At 63.9% G+C, this 14,259-nt stretch carries 14 protein-coding genes and 1 pseudogene; 5 read left to right on the forward strand and 10 right to left on the reverse strand.

Annotated features, from left to right (window positions below; genetic code table 11):
• Window positions 1-3 precede the first annotated feature (3 nt).
• Window positions 4-1,422: an FAD-binding oxidoreductase gene (locus AC0L3L_RS02575; RefSeq protein WP_473636436.1), complete on the forward strand. Its 1,419-nt coding sequence runs from the start codon at window positions 4-6 to the stop codon at window positions 1,420-1,422.
• A gap of 43 nt (window positions 1,423-1,465) precedes the next feature.
• Here the strand turns inward: AC0L3L_RS02575 and AC0L3L_RS02580 are convergent, their stop codons facing one another.
• Entirely contained in the window at window positions 1,466-2,395 is a 930-nt protein-coding gene (locus tag AC0L3L_RS02580; protein ID WP_473636437.1) for a pseudouridine-5'-phosphate glycosidase, read from the reverse strand.
• Between the two features lie 31 nt (window positions 2,396-2,426).
• Window positions 2,427-3,536, reverse strand: a complete 1,110-nt coding sequence (locus tag AC0L3L_RS02585) for a carbohydrate kinase (protein WP_473636438.1) — start codon at window positions 3,534-3,536, stop codon at window positions 2,427-2,429.
• A gap of 173 nt (window positions 3,537-3,709) precedes the next feature.
• Here AC0L3L_RS02585 and murQ point away from each other — a divergent pair, with 173 nt between their 5' ends.
• From murQ to AC0L3L_RS02600, 3 genes and pseudogenes are all read left to right on the forward strand, one after another.
• Window positions 3,710-4,633, forward strand: coding sequence for an N-acetylmuramic acid 6-phosphate etherase (murQ, locus tag AC0L3L_RS02590; protein ID WP_473636439.1), 924 nt, complete (start codon window positions 3,710-3,712; stop codon window positions 4,631-4,633).
• Between the two features lie 37 nt (window positions 4,634-4,670).
• Window positions 4,671-4,788 (forward strand): annotated as a pseudogene (locus tag AC0L3L_RS02595) (esterase); the annotation flags it as partial.
• 6 nt (window positions 4,789-4,794) lie between these two features.
• Window positions 4,795-5,922, forward strand: coding sequence for an anhydro-N-acetylmuramic acid kinase (locus AC0L3L_RS02600; RefSeq protein WP_473636562.1), 1,128 nt, complete (start codon window positions 4,795-4,797; stop codon window positions 5,920-5,922).
• Here the strand turns inward: AC0L3L_RS02600 and AC0L3L_RS02605 are convergent, their stop codons facing one another.
• Together AC0L3L_RS02605 and AC0L3L_RS02610 are read right to left on the reverse strand one after the other, a co-directional pair.
• Complete coding sequence (locus tag AC0L3L_RS02605; RefSeq protein ID WP_473486074.1) at window positions 5,923-6,348, reverse strand: GNAT family N-acetyltransferase; 426 nt, start codon at window positions 6,346-6,348, stop codon at window positions 5,923-5,925.
• A gap of 133 nt (window positions 6,349-6,481) precedes the next feature.
• Window positions 6,482-7,660 (reverse strand): MFS transporter, encoded by a 1,179-nt coding sequence (locus AC0L3L_RS02610; protein ID WP_473636440.1) that lies wholly within the window; start codon window positions 7,658-7,660, stop codon window positions 6,482-6,484.
• A 48-nt stretch (window positions 7,661-7,708) separates the two neighbouring features.
• Here AC0L3L_RS02610 and AC0L3L_RS02615 point away from each other — a divergent pair, with 48 nt between their 5' ends.
• On the forward strand, window positions 7,709-8,248 hold the full coding sequence (locus tag AC0L3L_RS02615; RefSeq protein WP_473636441.1) for an Lrp/AsnC family transcriptional regulator: 540 nt from the start codon (window positions 7,709-7,711) through the stop codon (window positions 8,246-8,248).
• 15 nt (window positions 8,249-8,263) lie between these two features.
• On the opposite strand, the gene AC0L3L_RS02620 is transcribed toward AC0L3L_RS02615, so the two are convergent.
• The 6 genes from AC0L3L_RS02620 to AC0L3L_RS02645 all read right to left on the reverse strand — a co-directional run bounded on the left by AC0L3L_RS02620 (window position 8,264) and on the right by AC0L3L_RS02645 (window position 14,255).
• Window positions 8,264-9,100 (reverse strand): GNAT family N-acetyltransferase, encoded by an 837-nt coding sequence (locus AC0L3L_RS02620; protein ID WP_473636442.1) that lies wholly within the window; start codon window positions 9,098-9,100, stop codon window positions 8,264-8,266.
• A 5-nt stretch (window positions 9,101-9,105) separates the two neighbouring features.
• Entirely contained in the window at window positions 9,106-9,852 is a 747-nt protein-coding gene (locus AC0L3L_RS02625; RefSeq protein ID WP_473636443.1) for an aspartate/glutamate racemase family protein, read from the reverse strand.
• Between the two features lie 8 nt (window positions 9,853-9,860).
• Window positions 9,861-10,679, reverse strand: a complete 819-nt coding sequence (locus AC0L3L_RS02630; protein WP_473486078.1) for an ABC transporter permease — start codon at window positions 10,677-10,679, stop codon at window positions 9,861-9,863.
• A gap of 4 nt (window positions 10,680-10,683) precedes the next feature.
• Window positions 10,684-11,592: an ABC transporter permease gene (locus AC0L3L_RS02635; RefSeq protein ID WP_473486079.1), complete on the reverse strand. Its 909-nt coding sequence runs from the start codon at window positions 11,590-11,592 to the stop codon at window positions 10,684-10,686.
• A gap of 254 nt (window positions 11,593-11,846) precedes the next feature.
• Window positions 11,847-13,136, reverse strand: a complete 1,290-nt coding sequence (locus tag AC0L3L_RS02640; RefSeq protein WP_473636444.1) for an ABC transporter substrate-binding protein — start codon at window positions 13,134-13,136, stop codon at window positions 11,847-11,849.
• Window positions 13,137-13,166: 30 nt separating this feature from the next.
• Entirely contained in the window at window positions 13,167-14,255 is a 1,089-nt protein-coding gene (locus tag AC0L3L_RS02645; protein ID WP_473486081.1) for an ABC transporter ATP-binding protein, read from the reverse strand.
• Window positions 14,256-14,259 lie beyond the last annotated feature (4 nt).

Below are 14,259 nucleotides of genomic sequence, written 5' to 3' on the forward strand. Positions count from 1 at the left end.
CCCATGTCACAGAAGGTTGCCGAGCTCCTGTCGCGGCTGGAAAAACGGCTGGACAGATCAGCGATCGTTTCGGCCGACGAGGCCGGACCGCGTTACAGGGAAGATCCCGACGGCAAGACCGGCGCACTGCCGGAGTTCGTGCTGCGTCCGCGCAAGACCGGCGAGGTGTCGGACATACTGCGCCTGTGCAACGAGGTGGGGCAGAGGCTTGTCGTCCAGGGTGGCCGAACCGGGCTTGCCGGTGCGGCTCGCATCCAGCCCGGCGAAGCGGTGCTGTCGCTGGAGCGCATGACGGCGATCGAGACCCCCGACCGCGAGGCGGCAACGATCGTCGCCGAGGCCGGCGCACCACTGCAGATGGTGCAGGACGCGGCCGATACGGCCGGCTTGCTGTTCGGCGTCGACATCGGCGCGCGCGGCACGGCCACGGTCGGCGGCAATGTCGCCACCAATGCCGGCGGTATCCGGGTGCTGCGCTACGGCATGTACCGCGCGCAGGTGCTCGGGCTGGAAGCGGTGCTTGCCGACGGCAGCATCCTGACGTCGCTCAAGGGCTTGCCCAAGGACAATTCCGGCTATGATCTCAACCAGCTCTTCATCGGCAGCGAAGGCACGCTCGGCGTCGTCACGCGCGCCTGCCTGCGGCTGCACCCGAAGCCGGCCACCGAGGTCAACGCCTTCTGCGCGCTTGCGTCGCTCGACGCCGCAATCGCGCTGCTCGGTCTGCTCAGGCAGAAGCTCGGACCCCTGCTCTCGGCCTATGAGGTCAATTTCGCACCGCTCTACGGCGCCATCATCGCCGGCATGGACGCGCCGGCGCCACTGCCCGTCGGCTCGCCCGTCTATGTGCTGGCCGAGATACAGGGCAGCGAGCCCGACCGCGACGGCGAACGTTTTGCCGATGTGCTGATGCAGGCGGTCGAGGACGGCGTGATCGACGACGTGGTGGTCTCGCAGTCGCCGCGCGAATTCCGCGCGCTGTGGGCGGTGCGAGAGGACGCCAATCGCTTCCTGTTTTCGATAAAAGGCCTGGTCGGCGTCGATGTCAGCGTCCCGCTGGCGCGGATGGGGACTTTCCTGCGGGAAACGGAAGCTGCGGTCCAGGCCGTTGACCGCAACGCCGACATCTACGTCTTCGGCCATCTCGGCGACGGCAATCTGCACTATCAGGTGCGCACCGTGGATCCGGCGGCGGCATATGACATCGTCTATCGCAGCGTGGCTGCGGCCGGCGGCGGCGTCTCGGCCGAGCATGGCATCGGCCTCGACAAGAAGGAATGGTTGCACCTCGTGCGCAGCGATGCCGAGATCGCGGCCATGCGGCGCTTGAAAGCGGCTTTCGATCCGAACAATATCCTCAATGCCGGGCGGGTCTTCGACCTCGCGCCGGCGGCTAGCATACGTGACGTGCCGCCCCAATGAGGCTGGAAATCGAAGGCCGGTAGCGCTGGCCGCGTGCTTGAGTCTATCTGCCCACGGGCTTCAATCCCGCATGCGCCACGGCAATACGGGCGGCAAGCGCGGCGTTGCTGCGGACCAGCGCGATATTGGCCTTCAGGCTGCGACCCTGCGAAAGCTCGTTGATGCGGGCGAGCAGGAACGGCGTCAGTTCCTTGCGTCCGATGCCGCGTTTCTCGGCCTCTGCCACCGCTGCCGTGATCGTGCCGTCGATGAAGGCCGGATCGAGCGCATCCACTTCCGGAATTGGATTGGCGACGAGGATGCCGGTGCCCGAGCCGATCTGCTCGTGCAGCAGCATGGCCTGCGCAATGTCCTCGGCCGTATCGAGGCGGTGATCGGCTTTCAATCCGCTGGAGCGCGTATAGAAGGCCGGAAAATCGTCGCTCTGATAGGCAATCACCGGCACGCGCTGGGTCTCCAGATATTCCAGGGTTTTTGCAATATCGAGGATCGATTTCACGCCGGCGCAGACGACGGTCGTGCCGGTCTGGCCGAGTTCGGTCAGGTCGGCCGAGATATCGAAAGTGGTCTCCGCGCCACGATGCACGCCGCCGACGCCGCCCGTCGCGAAAATGCCGATGCCGGCGAGTGCAGCGATCCGCATCGTCGCCGAGACCGTGGTTCCGGCCGAGCCGCCGCCCACCATGATGGCGGCGAGGTCGCGCCCGGAGGCCTTGACCACGTCTTTTGCCGCTGCCAGCTGCTCCAGCTCCCGGTCACCGAGCCCGACTTTGATCTTGCCGGCGACCACCGCGATCGTGGCGGGCACCGCACCATTCTCGCGCACCACGGTTTCGACGCCACGCGCAGTCTCCAGATTGGCAGGAAAAGGCATGCCATGGGTGATGATCGTCGATTCCAGCGCCACCACCGCGCGGCCTTCACGAAGTGCTGCCGCGACTTCGTCGTTCAGGTGGAGAAGGGAAGGTTTCATCGTCATTTCGCTTTCAGGGTTCGGCTCGCGTTCAGGCGGAAATGCGGTGCATGCCGGCGGTAAGGAAGCGCGGCGACAGATCAGGATGAACGCTGGATTCGCTCTCGGTGGTCAGTGTGGCGAGCAGCGCGCCGGTGCGCGCCGCGTCGAGCACGGGATCGCCCGAAAGCACCTTGTACATGGTGCCGGCAATCATTGCGTCGCCGGCGCCGGTGATGTCGACGGCGCGGGCCGGGACGGAACGCATCGTTGCCACCCCGCCTTCGGTCGCGACCGCAAATCCATGCGCGCCCATGGTCACGATCACCTCGCTGGCGCCGGCCGCGCGCAGCGCCGCGGCAGCCTCCTTCGGCTTAAGCCGCTTGTCGGCATCGGTGATGCCAAGCATCGTGTTGGCCTCGTCCCGATTGGTGAACAAAAGGTCGATGCCGGTCAGGTCCTTCGGCAGGCGTGCCGATTTCGGCGACGAGACCGTGTCGACGGCGAGCTTGAAGCGCGCGCCCTGCTTGCGTGACATCAGCGCTGCGATAGTCGCGGCCGGCAGGTTGCAGTCGATGAACACCCAAGTCGCCGAAGCCAGATGCGGCCAGAAGCGGTCGAGATAGGAGGGCGAAAACAGATCGAAGATCTCCATGTCGGCGATGCCGAGCACGAGATCGTTATCGAGGTCGAGGATCGCTGCATATTCCGCCGTTGGCCGCTCCATGGTGGTGATCACCTGGCTGACGTCGGCGCCGAGGTCGCGCAGATGCCGCACCAGCGAGCGGCCGGTCTCGTCGTCGCCGACAATCGAAACGAAGCTTACGTCGACGCCGAGGCGGACAAGGTTCTCGGCGACGTTGCGGGCGACGCCGCCGAAGCTGCGATAGCCGTCGACCGGGTTCGACGTCCCGAAGATCAGATCCTTCTTGGCGTGGTACTTGCGGTCCAGAACCGCGCCGCCGATGCAGATCATGCGCTTGGAGGCCGGCAACACATAGCCGCGACCAAGAATGTAGCCCTTGTTGACGAGCTGCACGATGTGGGCCGCGACGGTCGAGCGGGCAATGCCGAGCGCGGTCGCTATATCCTGCTGGCCGGCGAAAGGGTTCGCCGCGATGAGATCCAGCACTGCCTGTTCCTGTGCTCCAAGGTCGTCCATCGCCTCACCCGGCCCGCGCAATTCATGGCTGGACTTTGATCAACAACAGATGATGTTGTCAACATTTGTTTGGACCAAGAGAGGTCCGCCAGTGCCAGCCGCTGGTACTGGTCAACGCTTGGCGCCGCATCACATGACTTGTTGCCGATGGCAAGAAGTTTGAAAGTAGGCGGATGAATGAACAGGAGTTGATGTCGGAGCTGGAGCGGTTGGTTTCCGAGGATCGGAACCCGAGGACGATGGATATCGACCTGCTGCCGACCATCGAGATCCTGCGCGAGATCAATGACGAGGACAGCGGCGTTCCGGCCGCCGTCGAGAAGGTCATTCCGGAAATTGCTGCCGCGGTAGACCGGATCGTTAGTGCGTTTCAAAAAGGCGGGCGGCTTGTCTATATGGGCGCCGGCACGAGCGGCCGGTTGGGAGTTCTCGACGCCTCGGAGTGTCCGCCAACATTTGGCGTGCCCGAGGACATGGTGCTCGGCCTGATCGCGGGCGGCCCCAAAGCGCTGGTGCGGGCTGTGGAAGGCGCCGAGGATGATCCGCAACAAGGCATGAAGGCACTGCAGGACATCAAGTTGACCGCCGACGATGTGGTGGTCGGCATCGCGGTCAGCGGCCGCACACCCTACGTCATCGGCGGATTGACCTATGCAAGGCAGGTGGGAGCAACGACCGTGGCGCTTTCCTGCAATCCCAGGTCAGTCATTGCCGGCATTGCCGATATTGCCATCTCGCCGCTTGTCGGCCCCGAGGTTCTCGCCGGCTCGACCCGGTTGAAGTCGGGAACCGCGCAAAAGCTGGTTCTCAACATGCTGACGACAGCCAGCATGATCCGGATCGGCAAGAGCTATCAGAACCTAATGGTCGACCTTAATCCCAGCAACAAAAAGCTCGTCGCCAGGGCGGTTGGGATCGTGATGCAGACCACCGGCTGCACAGCGCAGCAGGCACGACGGGCGCTCGACCAGACCGGCAAGGACGTCAAGCTGGCGATACTGGTGACAATCACCGGGATGGGCATCAAAGATGCGCGCAAGGCGCTCGACAATGCGGGCGGGTTTCTGCGAAAGGCGATAGGCGAAAAGACACTGTGAAGCCGCCTGGATACCGGGATACTGGTATACAGGACGGATCGACTTCGACAAAGGCAAGGCATGGACCTTGCTCACCAACCGGATCCATCCGACACGTCAACAGCGGGATTATCGAGATTCGCCAGTCGGTCGGCGATCTCGTCAACGGAGCCTAACAAGTGATTGCGAAAAGTGGGGAACCAATCTGGGCCGTCGGCCTGATGACCGGCACCGTGCTGGACGGCAATATCGATGTTGCGCTGATCAAGACCGACGGCGAGCGGATCGCGGATTTCGGCACCTACACGCTGGCGCCCTACCCCAGATCAATCCAGACGCTGCTGGAGGAGACGCTGCGCCAGGCCAGGACCTGGAGTTTCACCGGGCCGGAGCCGGCAATCTTTCGCGAAGCCGAAGAAGCGCTGACGCGCGCCCAGTCGGCGGCCGTCAAGGATCTGGTCGAAAGCTACGGGCTGACGATGGCCGATATCGGGGTCGTCGGCTTCCATGGCCAGACCGTGCTGCATCGCGCCCCGCAAGTCGGCCGGCTCGGCCAGACCCGCCAGCTCGGCGATGGCGAGTTGATGCATTCTATTCTGGAAACCAAAGTGGCCTATGATTTCCGCTCGACCGACATGCGCGCCGGCGGGCAAGGCGCGCCGCTGTCGGCTGCCTATCACGCCGCGCTGCTGCGCGATGCCGATACCAGCGGCGACACGGCGGTTCTCAATCTCGGCGGCGTCGCCAACATCACCTGGTGGGACGGCAAGGACAATGTCGTCGCTTTCGACACCGGACCGGCCAATGCGCCGTTGAACGATTTCATCAAGTCGAAGGGTTTGGGTGAGATGGACCGCGACGGCGCGCTCGCGCGGACCGGCACCGTCGACGAAGCCAAGCTGGCCAAGCTCTTGCAGCATCCCTACCTGGCCAAGCCCTATCCAAAGTCGCTTGACCGGTTCGATTTCGGCGCAGCCATGGCGGATGGGATGAACGCTGAGGATGGCGCCGCACTGCTGACGGCCTTCACCGCCGCAGCCGTCGGCAAGGCGCTCGACCTCCTGCCGCACCGGCCGAAGCGGCTGGTGGTCAGCGGCGGCGGCCGCCACAACCCGACGATCATGGCCATGCTTGCCAGCCGCGCCGGCGTCGAAGCCGTGCCGGCAGAGGCGCTCGGCTGGAAGGGTGACGCGGTCGAGGCGGAGTGCTTTGCTTTCCTTGCGGTTCGCGTGCTCAGGGGCCTACCGATCAGCTTCCCGACCACCACCGGGGTGCCACAGCCGATGCGCGGCGGGCGCCTTGCCGGCTAGTCAAGCCAGCAATTTCTTCTGCAGGAAGACGCGGGCGCGGCCGACGGGAAAATCGGGAAGCACGCCGAACGGCCGATATCCCTGACGCTCATAGACCTTGGCCGCCTGGGGATTGAACGTGTCGATCAAGGCGCCATGACAGCCGCGTGCAACGGCTTCCTGTTCGGCTGCGTCCAGCATCCTGCCGGCCATGTGCCGGCCGCGCAGCCGCTCATCGACCCAGAGCCATTGCACATAGAGCCAGCCCCAGGCGGTATATCCCGAGATGCCGCCGACAACCGCACGGCGCTCATCGCGCACGAACACGGCGAGCGCCTGCCTGTTGGCCGTACCGACATCGCTGTCGTTGAACGCGCTGAGTCGCTCCCCGAGAAAAGCGAGCTCTTTCGGCGAAGGGTCGGCGGTGGTTTCAAGCGTCATGTTCATCGCATGTCCAGACAGGCTCACAACCGGATACCGGTATACAGCGTCGCGTCCTTCCGGATGCTATCGCACTTTCATTTGCATTTGTCGAAGGACAGGAGTGGAGCGCAAGCTCTGCCGCCGCGTGGCTCCGCGACTACACGGGCCGCGGCGAACGCCACGCCGCCGCCGAAGCGGCAACCAGCATGAGCAGCGCTGCGACCATTGCAGATGCCGCAAAACCAAAGCTGGAATAAAGCGGACCGAAGGCCGTGGTGCCGACAAACACCGCGAGATAGGTCACTGCGCTGTTCAGGCCCATGATCGTGCCGCGCCGCGCCGGATCGAGCGCCGAGAGGCGCATCACCAGGACGTTCAGCCCGAAATGATTGGCAAGGCCCCAGAGCGCGACCATCGCGATGGTCAGATGGAAACTACCGCCTGCCGCGGCGAGCGCGACATAGACGATCGCGACGAGCAGATAGGCGAACGGCATGACGCGTCGCGCGCCAAGCCGATCGATCACGCCGTCAAGAAGTGCCGCCATGCCGAAGCCGGCGCCATAGGCGAGCGCGGCCAAGCCGTTGGCGCTGACCGGCCGTCCCAGGCCGTTGTGAAGGTGATCGCCAAGATAGCCATAGACGCCGTAGAAGGCGGTCATGAAGGCGCCGCAGGCGACCAGAAGCGGCACTATGCCGGGAACGGCCAAGGCGCCGAGCGGCGTCGGCGCCGGGCCGCTTTTCCTGACATCGCTTAGCGACGTCAGCGTAAGACCGGTCAATGCAAGCGCCGCAAGCGCTGCGACCGCCGCGAAAACAGCGCGCCAGTGCAGCAGATCGGCCAGCACCGCCGACAGTGAGACGCCGGCGACCATGCTCAGGGTCCATCCGGTCAGCACGACGCCGATCGTCCCGCTTTCGCGGCCAGGCGGCGCGATCGCCGCGGCGCTGGCATAGATTGCCGGCATGGCGACGCCGGCGGCGATGCCTGCGACAAGCTGCGCCGCAACCAGCGCCGTTACCTTCGGCGCGGCGGCGCTGGCGAGGAGCGCTATCGCCAGCAGCAGCAACGCCCCTTGCAGCATGCGGCGAGCGCCAAGCCGATCGATATAGCGGGCCAGGAACAAGGCGCTTGCCGATGTCCCGAGACCGAACGCAGCGGACGCGATCATGACGGCCGGCACGCTTGTCGCAAACGACGCCGCCACCGCCGGTGCTATCGGACCGAGGACCAGCGAGTTCGAGCCGATCACGGCGATGCATCCGGTGAGCAGATAGGCGAGCGCCGGGATAGGCGGCCTTGCCGTCAATGTTGCGACTTGATCACTGTTCGTCATACGACGATAATCGCCGTATTAAATTCTGTATCAATAAGGAATTTCACCATGGATGAAGAAACAGATGGCATTCTGCAGAACAGGCCTGCTGCCCGCGATGTCGACGCAACCGACCGAAAAATATTAGGCGTTCTGGTCGACGACGCCACGATCAGCTATGCCGAGCTCGGTGATCGCGTCGGCCTGTCGCCGCCGGCAGCGCATGAACGGGTGAAGCGCCTTCGGCGCAGCGGCGCCATCCGCAACACCGCGGCAATCATCGATCCCAAGGCGGTGCGCAAGCCGTTGCTCGCCTTCGTGCACATCGACACCAAGGGCTGGGGAAAGACCCCCGAACTGATGGCGATCTCCGAGCACCCCGAAGTCGAGGAGATTCATTCGGTGGCCGGCGATACATGCATGCTGATCAAGGTCCGCACCGAGGATACTCGGGCGCTCGAAGGCCTGCTGTCGCGTCTCTACGAAACGCCCGGCGTCACCTCGACGCGAAGCTATGTGGTTCTGTCGACCTATCTGGAGCGGCCGGTGCAGCCCGGGATCACGACGGAATGGCCGGCGCCCCGGCACATGGCCAAACCGCTGTATTAGGCGGCCTGCGTCCAATCAACCAAGCTCCAGGGTCGTTATTGCAAAGACCCCGGATTGCGCTAACTGCGGCGCTTTTCCCTTGTACATTCGAGCTGTTTCGAAGCCCGGTTGAAGGCCGGCGGACGTCAGCCGAACTGCAAATTGCCCGCTGGTCTCGGGCACGTCGAGATGGACATTTCCGGGTCCGGAGATGCCGGCGAGCGCGGCGAAAAGGCGACTTGCCGCGTCCAGGCTGTTGGAAAAAAGCGGCCCGATCTTGCAACCGTCCCGGCAACGGCGCGCGACGCCATATCCCTCGATCGCGCCATCCCTAACGATCGCCAGCGCCATGTGCGGCGGGCGCAGCCAGTGCTCCAGGAAGGATCGCCTCGGAGCGGGAAAGAAGCGGCTGTCGTAGTCCAGGACATTGGGTATGAGTTCCGGGTCTATGGCGCGAATACCACTGTCGGCGGTTGCCGGAACATCCGGCGATCCGACGAACCGGATCGTCCGGTAGACCGGCGCAAAACCCATGCTGCGATAGTTGGCCTGCTGTTCGACGACGCCATCGAGGCCGATCGTGCGGTTGCCGAGCCGCGCCATGCCGGTGTCCCAGACTGCCTTGCCATGGCCCTCACCGCGCCGGTCCGGCCGACAGATGTAGAGGCCGATGAAACCGAAATCGTCGCCATAGGCCACAGCAGAAATACCGGCCACCATCTCGCCATCGACAAAGGCGCCGATGAAGCCCTCGGGATCCGCTGCCTGGAACGCCACGGCATCGCCAACACCGGGATTCCAGCCTTCCGCTGCCGCCCAGTCGACAAGGGTTTCCACTTCGTCAAGTGCGAGCGTTCTGATCGTTCGGCGCATTGCGGTCACTCGGCGGCAACAGATCCGGGGGCGAAGGATTTCAAGGCGCCACGATAAGGCTTTGCCAGTGGGCTTGCATAGGCGCCACGCTTGGAGGTCGACAGGCCAAGCGCGATCAAGGCCTCGGCCTGCTTGACCGCTGCGCCGACACCGTCGATGACCGGAACGCCGAATTCCCGCTGCAGCTCGGCTGCGAGATCGGCCATGCCGGCGCAGCCGAGCACGATGGCCTCGGCGCGATCCTCGTCGAGCGCGCGCGCGATCTCGCCCCGCAATTTCAGGAACGCGTCCGATGCCGGGTCTCCGAGAGCAAGAACCGGGATATCGGCGGCGCGCACGCGTGCCCGCCCCGCCATGCCATAGCGCTGCACCAGCCCTTCGACCGGTACGCGCGAGCGCTCGGTCGTGGTGACGACGGTGAAGCGCTGGGCGATGAACGAGGCCGTGCTGAGCGCTGCCTCGCAGATGCCGATGACCGGAATGTTGGCCATGGCGCGCGCGGCATCGAGGCCGGTATCGTCGAAACAAGCGATGATCGCGGCCTGCGCGCCCGAGCGCTCGCCGGCGGCGATCTCGACCAGCAGGCCCGGCACGGCAAGCGCCTCGTCATAGTAGCCTTCGATCGAAACCGGACCCATCGTCGAGGTCACGGCGACGATGTCCGTACCGGCGCCGGCGACCAACCGCGCCGCAGCTGCAATGGTTTCGGTCATGCTGGCGGTGGTGTTCGGATTGACAACGACGATTTGCACTGAAGGTCTCATGCACGCGCTCGGCGACGCCCGACATAGACGATTGCGCCAAGCGTCAGCAGGATCACCAGGAAGGAAAATACTGATGTCACGGTGCCCAGTGCATAGAGCACCGGCGTCGTCACATTCGTCGTCATGCCGTAAATTTCGAGCGGCAACGTGTTGAACGTGCCCGAGGTCATCAGCGTGCGGGCGAACTCGTCATAGGACAGGGTGAAACCGAACAGGCCGACGCCGATCAGGCTGGGCGCGATCATCGGCAGCACGACATGCGCGAAGGTCTGCCAGGAGGTCGCTCCGAGATCACGCGCGGCCTCCTCATAGGCCGGCGAAAACCGGTTGAAGACGGCGAACATGATCAGCACGCCGAAAGGCAAGGTCCACGTCAGATGCGCGCCGAAGGCAGACGTGTACCAGGCGGGGCGGAAGCCGATCTGCTGGAAGACGACGCCGATGCCGAGCGAGATGATGATCGACGGCACGACCAGGCTGGCGACCGCCAGATAGAATAGTGCGGTGGCGCCGCGAAATTTTTGCCGGAAGGCAAGACCGGCAAGCAGCGACACGCCGACGGTCACGATCATCACCATCAGGCCAAGGATGAAGGAGCGTTTGAAGCTGCCGCCGAAATCGCCGACCGCCTGGCGCTCGAACAGATTGGCGAACCAGTGCAGCGAAACGCCGTTCAATGGGAATGTCAGCCCGCCATTCTCGCCCTGGAAAGAGAGGATCAGGATCGCCGAGAGCGGGCCGTAGAGAAACAGCACGAAAAGGGCGAAGAAGGCCGCCAGCACGTAGAATTCGAGGGGGCGCTTGTCGTGGCTCATCGCCTCACAGCTCCTTGCGAATGTCGACGATGCGCAGGATGCCGGCGACCATCAGCAGCACCAGCACCAGGAGCACGACCGCATTGGCTGCGGCCGCCGGATATTGCAGCAGCGACATCTGGTTCTTCATCATCAGCGCGACGGAGGCGCTCTGTCCGCCGGACATCACCTGCACCGTCGAAAAGTCGGCCATCACCAGCGTCACGACGAAGATGGTGCCGATCGCCATGCCCGGCTTGGCAAGCGGAATGACGACGTTCCACAGGACCTGCCAGCCGGACGCGCCGGCATCGCGGGCGGCCTCGATCAGCGACTTGTCGATGCGCATCAGCGTGTTGAAGATCGGCGTCACCATGAACAGCGTGTAGAGATGCACCATGGCCAGCACCACGGCGAATTCGGAATAGAGCAGCCATTCGATCGGCTTCGGGATCAGCCCGATCTCAACCAGCGTCGAGTTGACCAGCCCGTTGCGGCCAAGCACCGGAATCCACGAGATCATGCGGATGATGTTGGAGGTCAGGAACGGCACCGTGCAGACCAGGAACAGCACCATTTGCATAGCTGTGGTCCTGATATGGAAGGCGAGGAAATAGGCGACCCAGAAGCCGATGAACAGCGTCAGCGCCCAGACGATGGCGGCGTATTTCAGCGTGTTCAGATAGGTTTTCCAGGTGACCCAGGAGCCGAGCGTGTCGGAATAGTTGGTGGTCAGGAAATCCGGGTACATCGCCGCGAAGTCGTAGTCCCAGAAGGAGACCACGGCGATCATCAGGATCGGCAGCAAAAGGAATGCGCCGAGGATCAGCGCCAGCGGTGTCGCCTGGAGGTAGGGGACGATCGCGCCGATCGAGAAACGGCCGCGCCTGGCAGGTTTGGCGGCGGCTAGAGGCTGGTCGAGAGCCACGGTCATCCGGAACAGCTCTGAAGTGTCGCGGAGGGCCGATAATGTGGCAAGCTGTGATCCTTCGCGCCCCCCTCTGTCCTGCCGGACATCTCCCCCTCAAGGGGGGAGATTGGCAGCTCCGCCGATTGGTCTCCCCTAGCAGCATTGGCAATTGGCGAAAGCAGAGATGGCGGCGCAATCTCCCCCCTTGAGGGGGAGATGTCCGGCAGGACAGAGGGGGGCGCGAAGGAATGCAACATCTCAGCTATTGCTGCCTTGCATCAAGCAGCGATGAACTCGTTCCAGCGCCTCACCATGTAGCGGTCCTCGTCCATGACCGAGTTCCAGCAGGCGACCTTGCCCATGCGCTCGACGAAGGAGCCGCCGTCGCGCACGGCGCCCGCCTTCTCCATGACCTTGCCGTCCGGCGCCATGATGTCGCCCTTGGCCGGCTTGCCGTCGACCCAGTAGCCCCATTCGTCCTCGGACATGAACTGCTTGGCCGTGTCCATGGCGGCCGAGTAATAGCCCTGGCGGTTGAGGTAGGCGCCGACCCAGCCGGACAGGTACCAGTTGATGTATTCGTAGGCGGCATCGAGTTGGGCACCCTTGAGATGCGCCGCCAGGCCAAGGCCGCCGCCCCACGAGCGATAGCCTTCCTTGAGCGGCTGGTACTTGCAGGCGATGCCCTTGGAGCGCACCGCCGCGACCGCCGGAGACCACATCGACTGGATGACCACTTCGCCTGAAGCCATCAAATTGACGCTCTCGTCGAACGATTTCCAGAACGCCCGGAACTGGCCGTCCTGCTTGGCCTTGATCAGGAAGTCGATCGTCTTGTCGATCTCCTCCTTGGTCATGTTGCCCTTGTCGGCATATTTGATGTTGCCCATGGCTTCCATGATCATCGCCGCATCCATGATGCCGATCGACGGGATGTTGAGAATGGCGGCCTTGCCCTTGAAGGCCGGATCCATGATGTCAGCCCAGGTGGTGATCTCGCGCCCGACAAGGTCGGGGCGGATGCCGAGCGTATCGGCATTGTAGATGGTCGGAACCATGGTCATCCACTGCGTCGGCTCCTTGGCGAAGGTCTTGGCGTCCTGCGCCTCGACGAAGCCGACCGTATGCGGCGCGGTGCCCTGGGCGATGACGCTGTCGGGCGTCAGCTTACCGGTGATGAACAGCGGTACGATCTTGTCGTAATATTTCAGCTTCTTGACATCCATCGGCTGCATCACGCCGGACGGATACACTTTCTTGGCGATCCAGTATTCGATGTCGGCGATGTCATAACTGTCCGGCTGGGTTACAGCACGCTGGGCGGCGGCGTCGGAATCGGTCGCCGTCATCTCCAGCGTGATGCCGAGATCAGCCTTGCACTTGTCGGCAATGGCGTTGAGGTTCGACACCCCGGTGCCGAACTGGCGCAGCGTGATCGGGTTCTGCGCCCAGATCGTCGGGAACCCTGATATGGCACCCGAGCCGGCGGCAAGACCGACGGCGGCAGCTCCGGTCTTGAGCAGCGAGCGGCGGGAAATTCCTGTCTTCTTGTCGGTGGTGTTGGTCATGTCAGTTCCCCTGTTTTGATTGGTGTTGGTTCAGGAATCGAGACGGCCAAGGACGATCGCGTCCTCGGCGTCCCAGGCGATCGGCACCGCGTCGCCGACGGCGACCGGCCTGGCGAAGAAGCTGGTGTCGTCGACGATCACCGTAAAATCCTCGATGCCGGCGCCATTGACCGAGAGCTTCACGGTCGAGCCTCGGTATTCGACGTTGGAGGCGATGCCGGTGAAGCCCAGCCCGGTGGCCGGCGGATCACCGATCCGCACGTGATCGGTGCGAATGGCGATATCGATCGGCTCGCCGATCGCCCTGCCCTGCCCGCTGGCCGCAAGCGAGGCGCCACCCGGCACATCGAAGACAACCATGCCGTCGCGGTTGCCGCTGACGCGGCCGGAGACGACGTTGTGATCGCCCATGAAACGGGCGACGAACGCGGTGGCCGGCCGCTCGAAGACGATGCGCGGATGCGCCGCCTGCTCGATGCGGCCGTCATTCATGACCACGATCAGGTCGGCGAGCGCCATCGCCTCCTCCTGGCTGTGGGTGACGTGGACGAAAGTGATGCCGAGCGAGGTCTGCAGCTTCTTCAGTTCCGCCCGCATGCGGATCTTCAGGAATGGATCGAGTGCCGATAGCGGCTCGTCGAGCAGCAGCGCTTCGGGGTCGGTGATCAGCGCGCGGGCCAGAGCGACGCGTTGCTGCTGTCCGCCCGAAAGCTGCGCCGGGCGGCGGCTGGCATAGCCCTCCATCTGCATCAGCTTCAGCATATCGAGCGCTTTGGCGCGGCGCTCCTCCTTGCCGACACCCTTCATCTTGAGGCTGAACGCAACATTGTCGACCAGGTCGAGATGCGGAAACAGCGCGTAGGACTGGAACATCATGGCGGTGCCGCGCCTGGCCGGCGGCAGGTCGGTGACCACTGTGTTGCCGAGACGCACGTCGCCGCTCGATATGCTCTCGTGCCCGGCAATCATGCGCAGCGTCGAGGTCTTGCCGCAGCCGGACGGCCCGAGCAGGCAGCAATAGGTTCCCGCGGGGATTTTCAAGCTGATGTCTTCGACGGCAGTCGTTGCGCCATAGATTTTCGAAACGGACACGATGTCGATTTCGGCGGCTTTGGACATCCGG

This window comes from Mesorhizobium sp. WSM4849 (genome assembly GCF_055811385.1).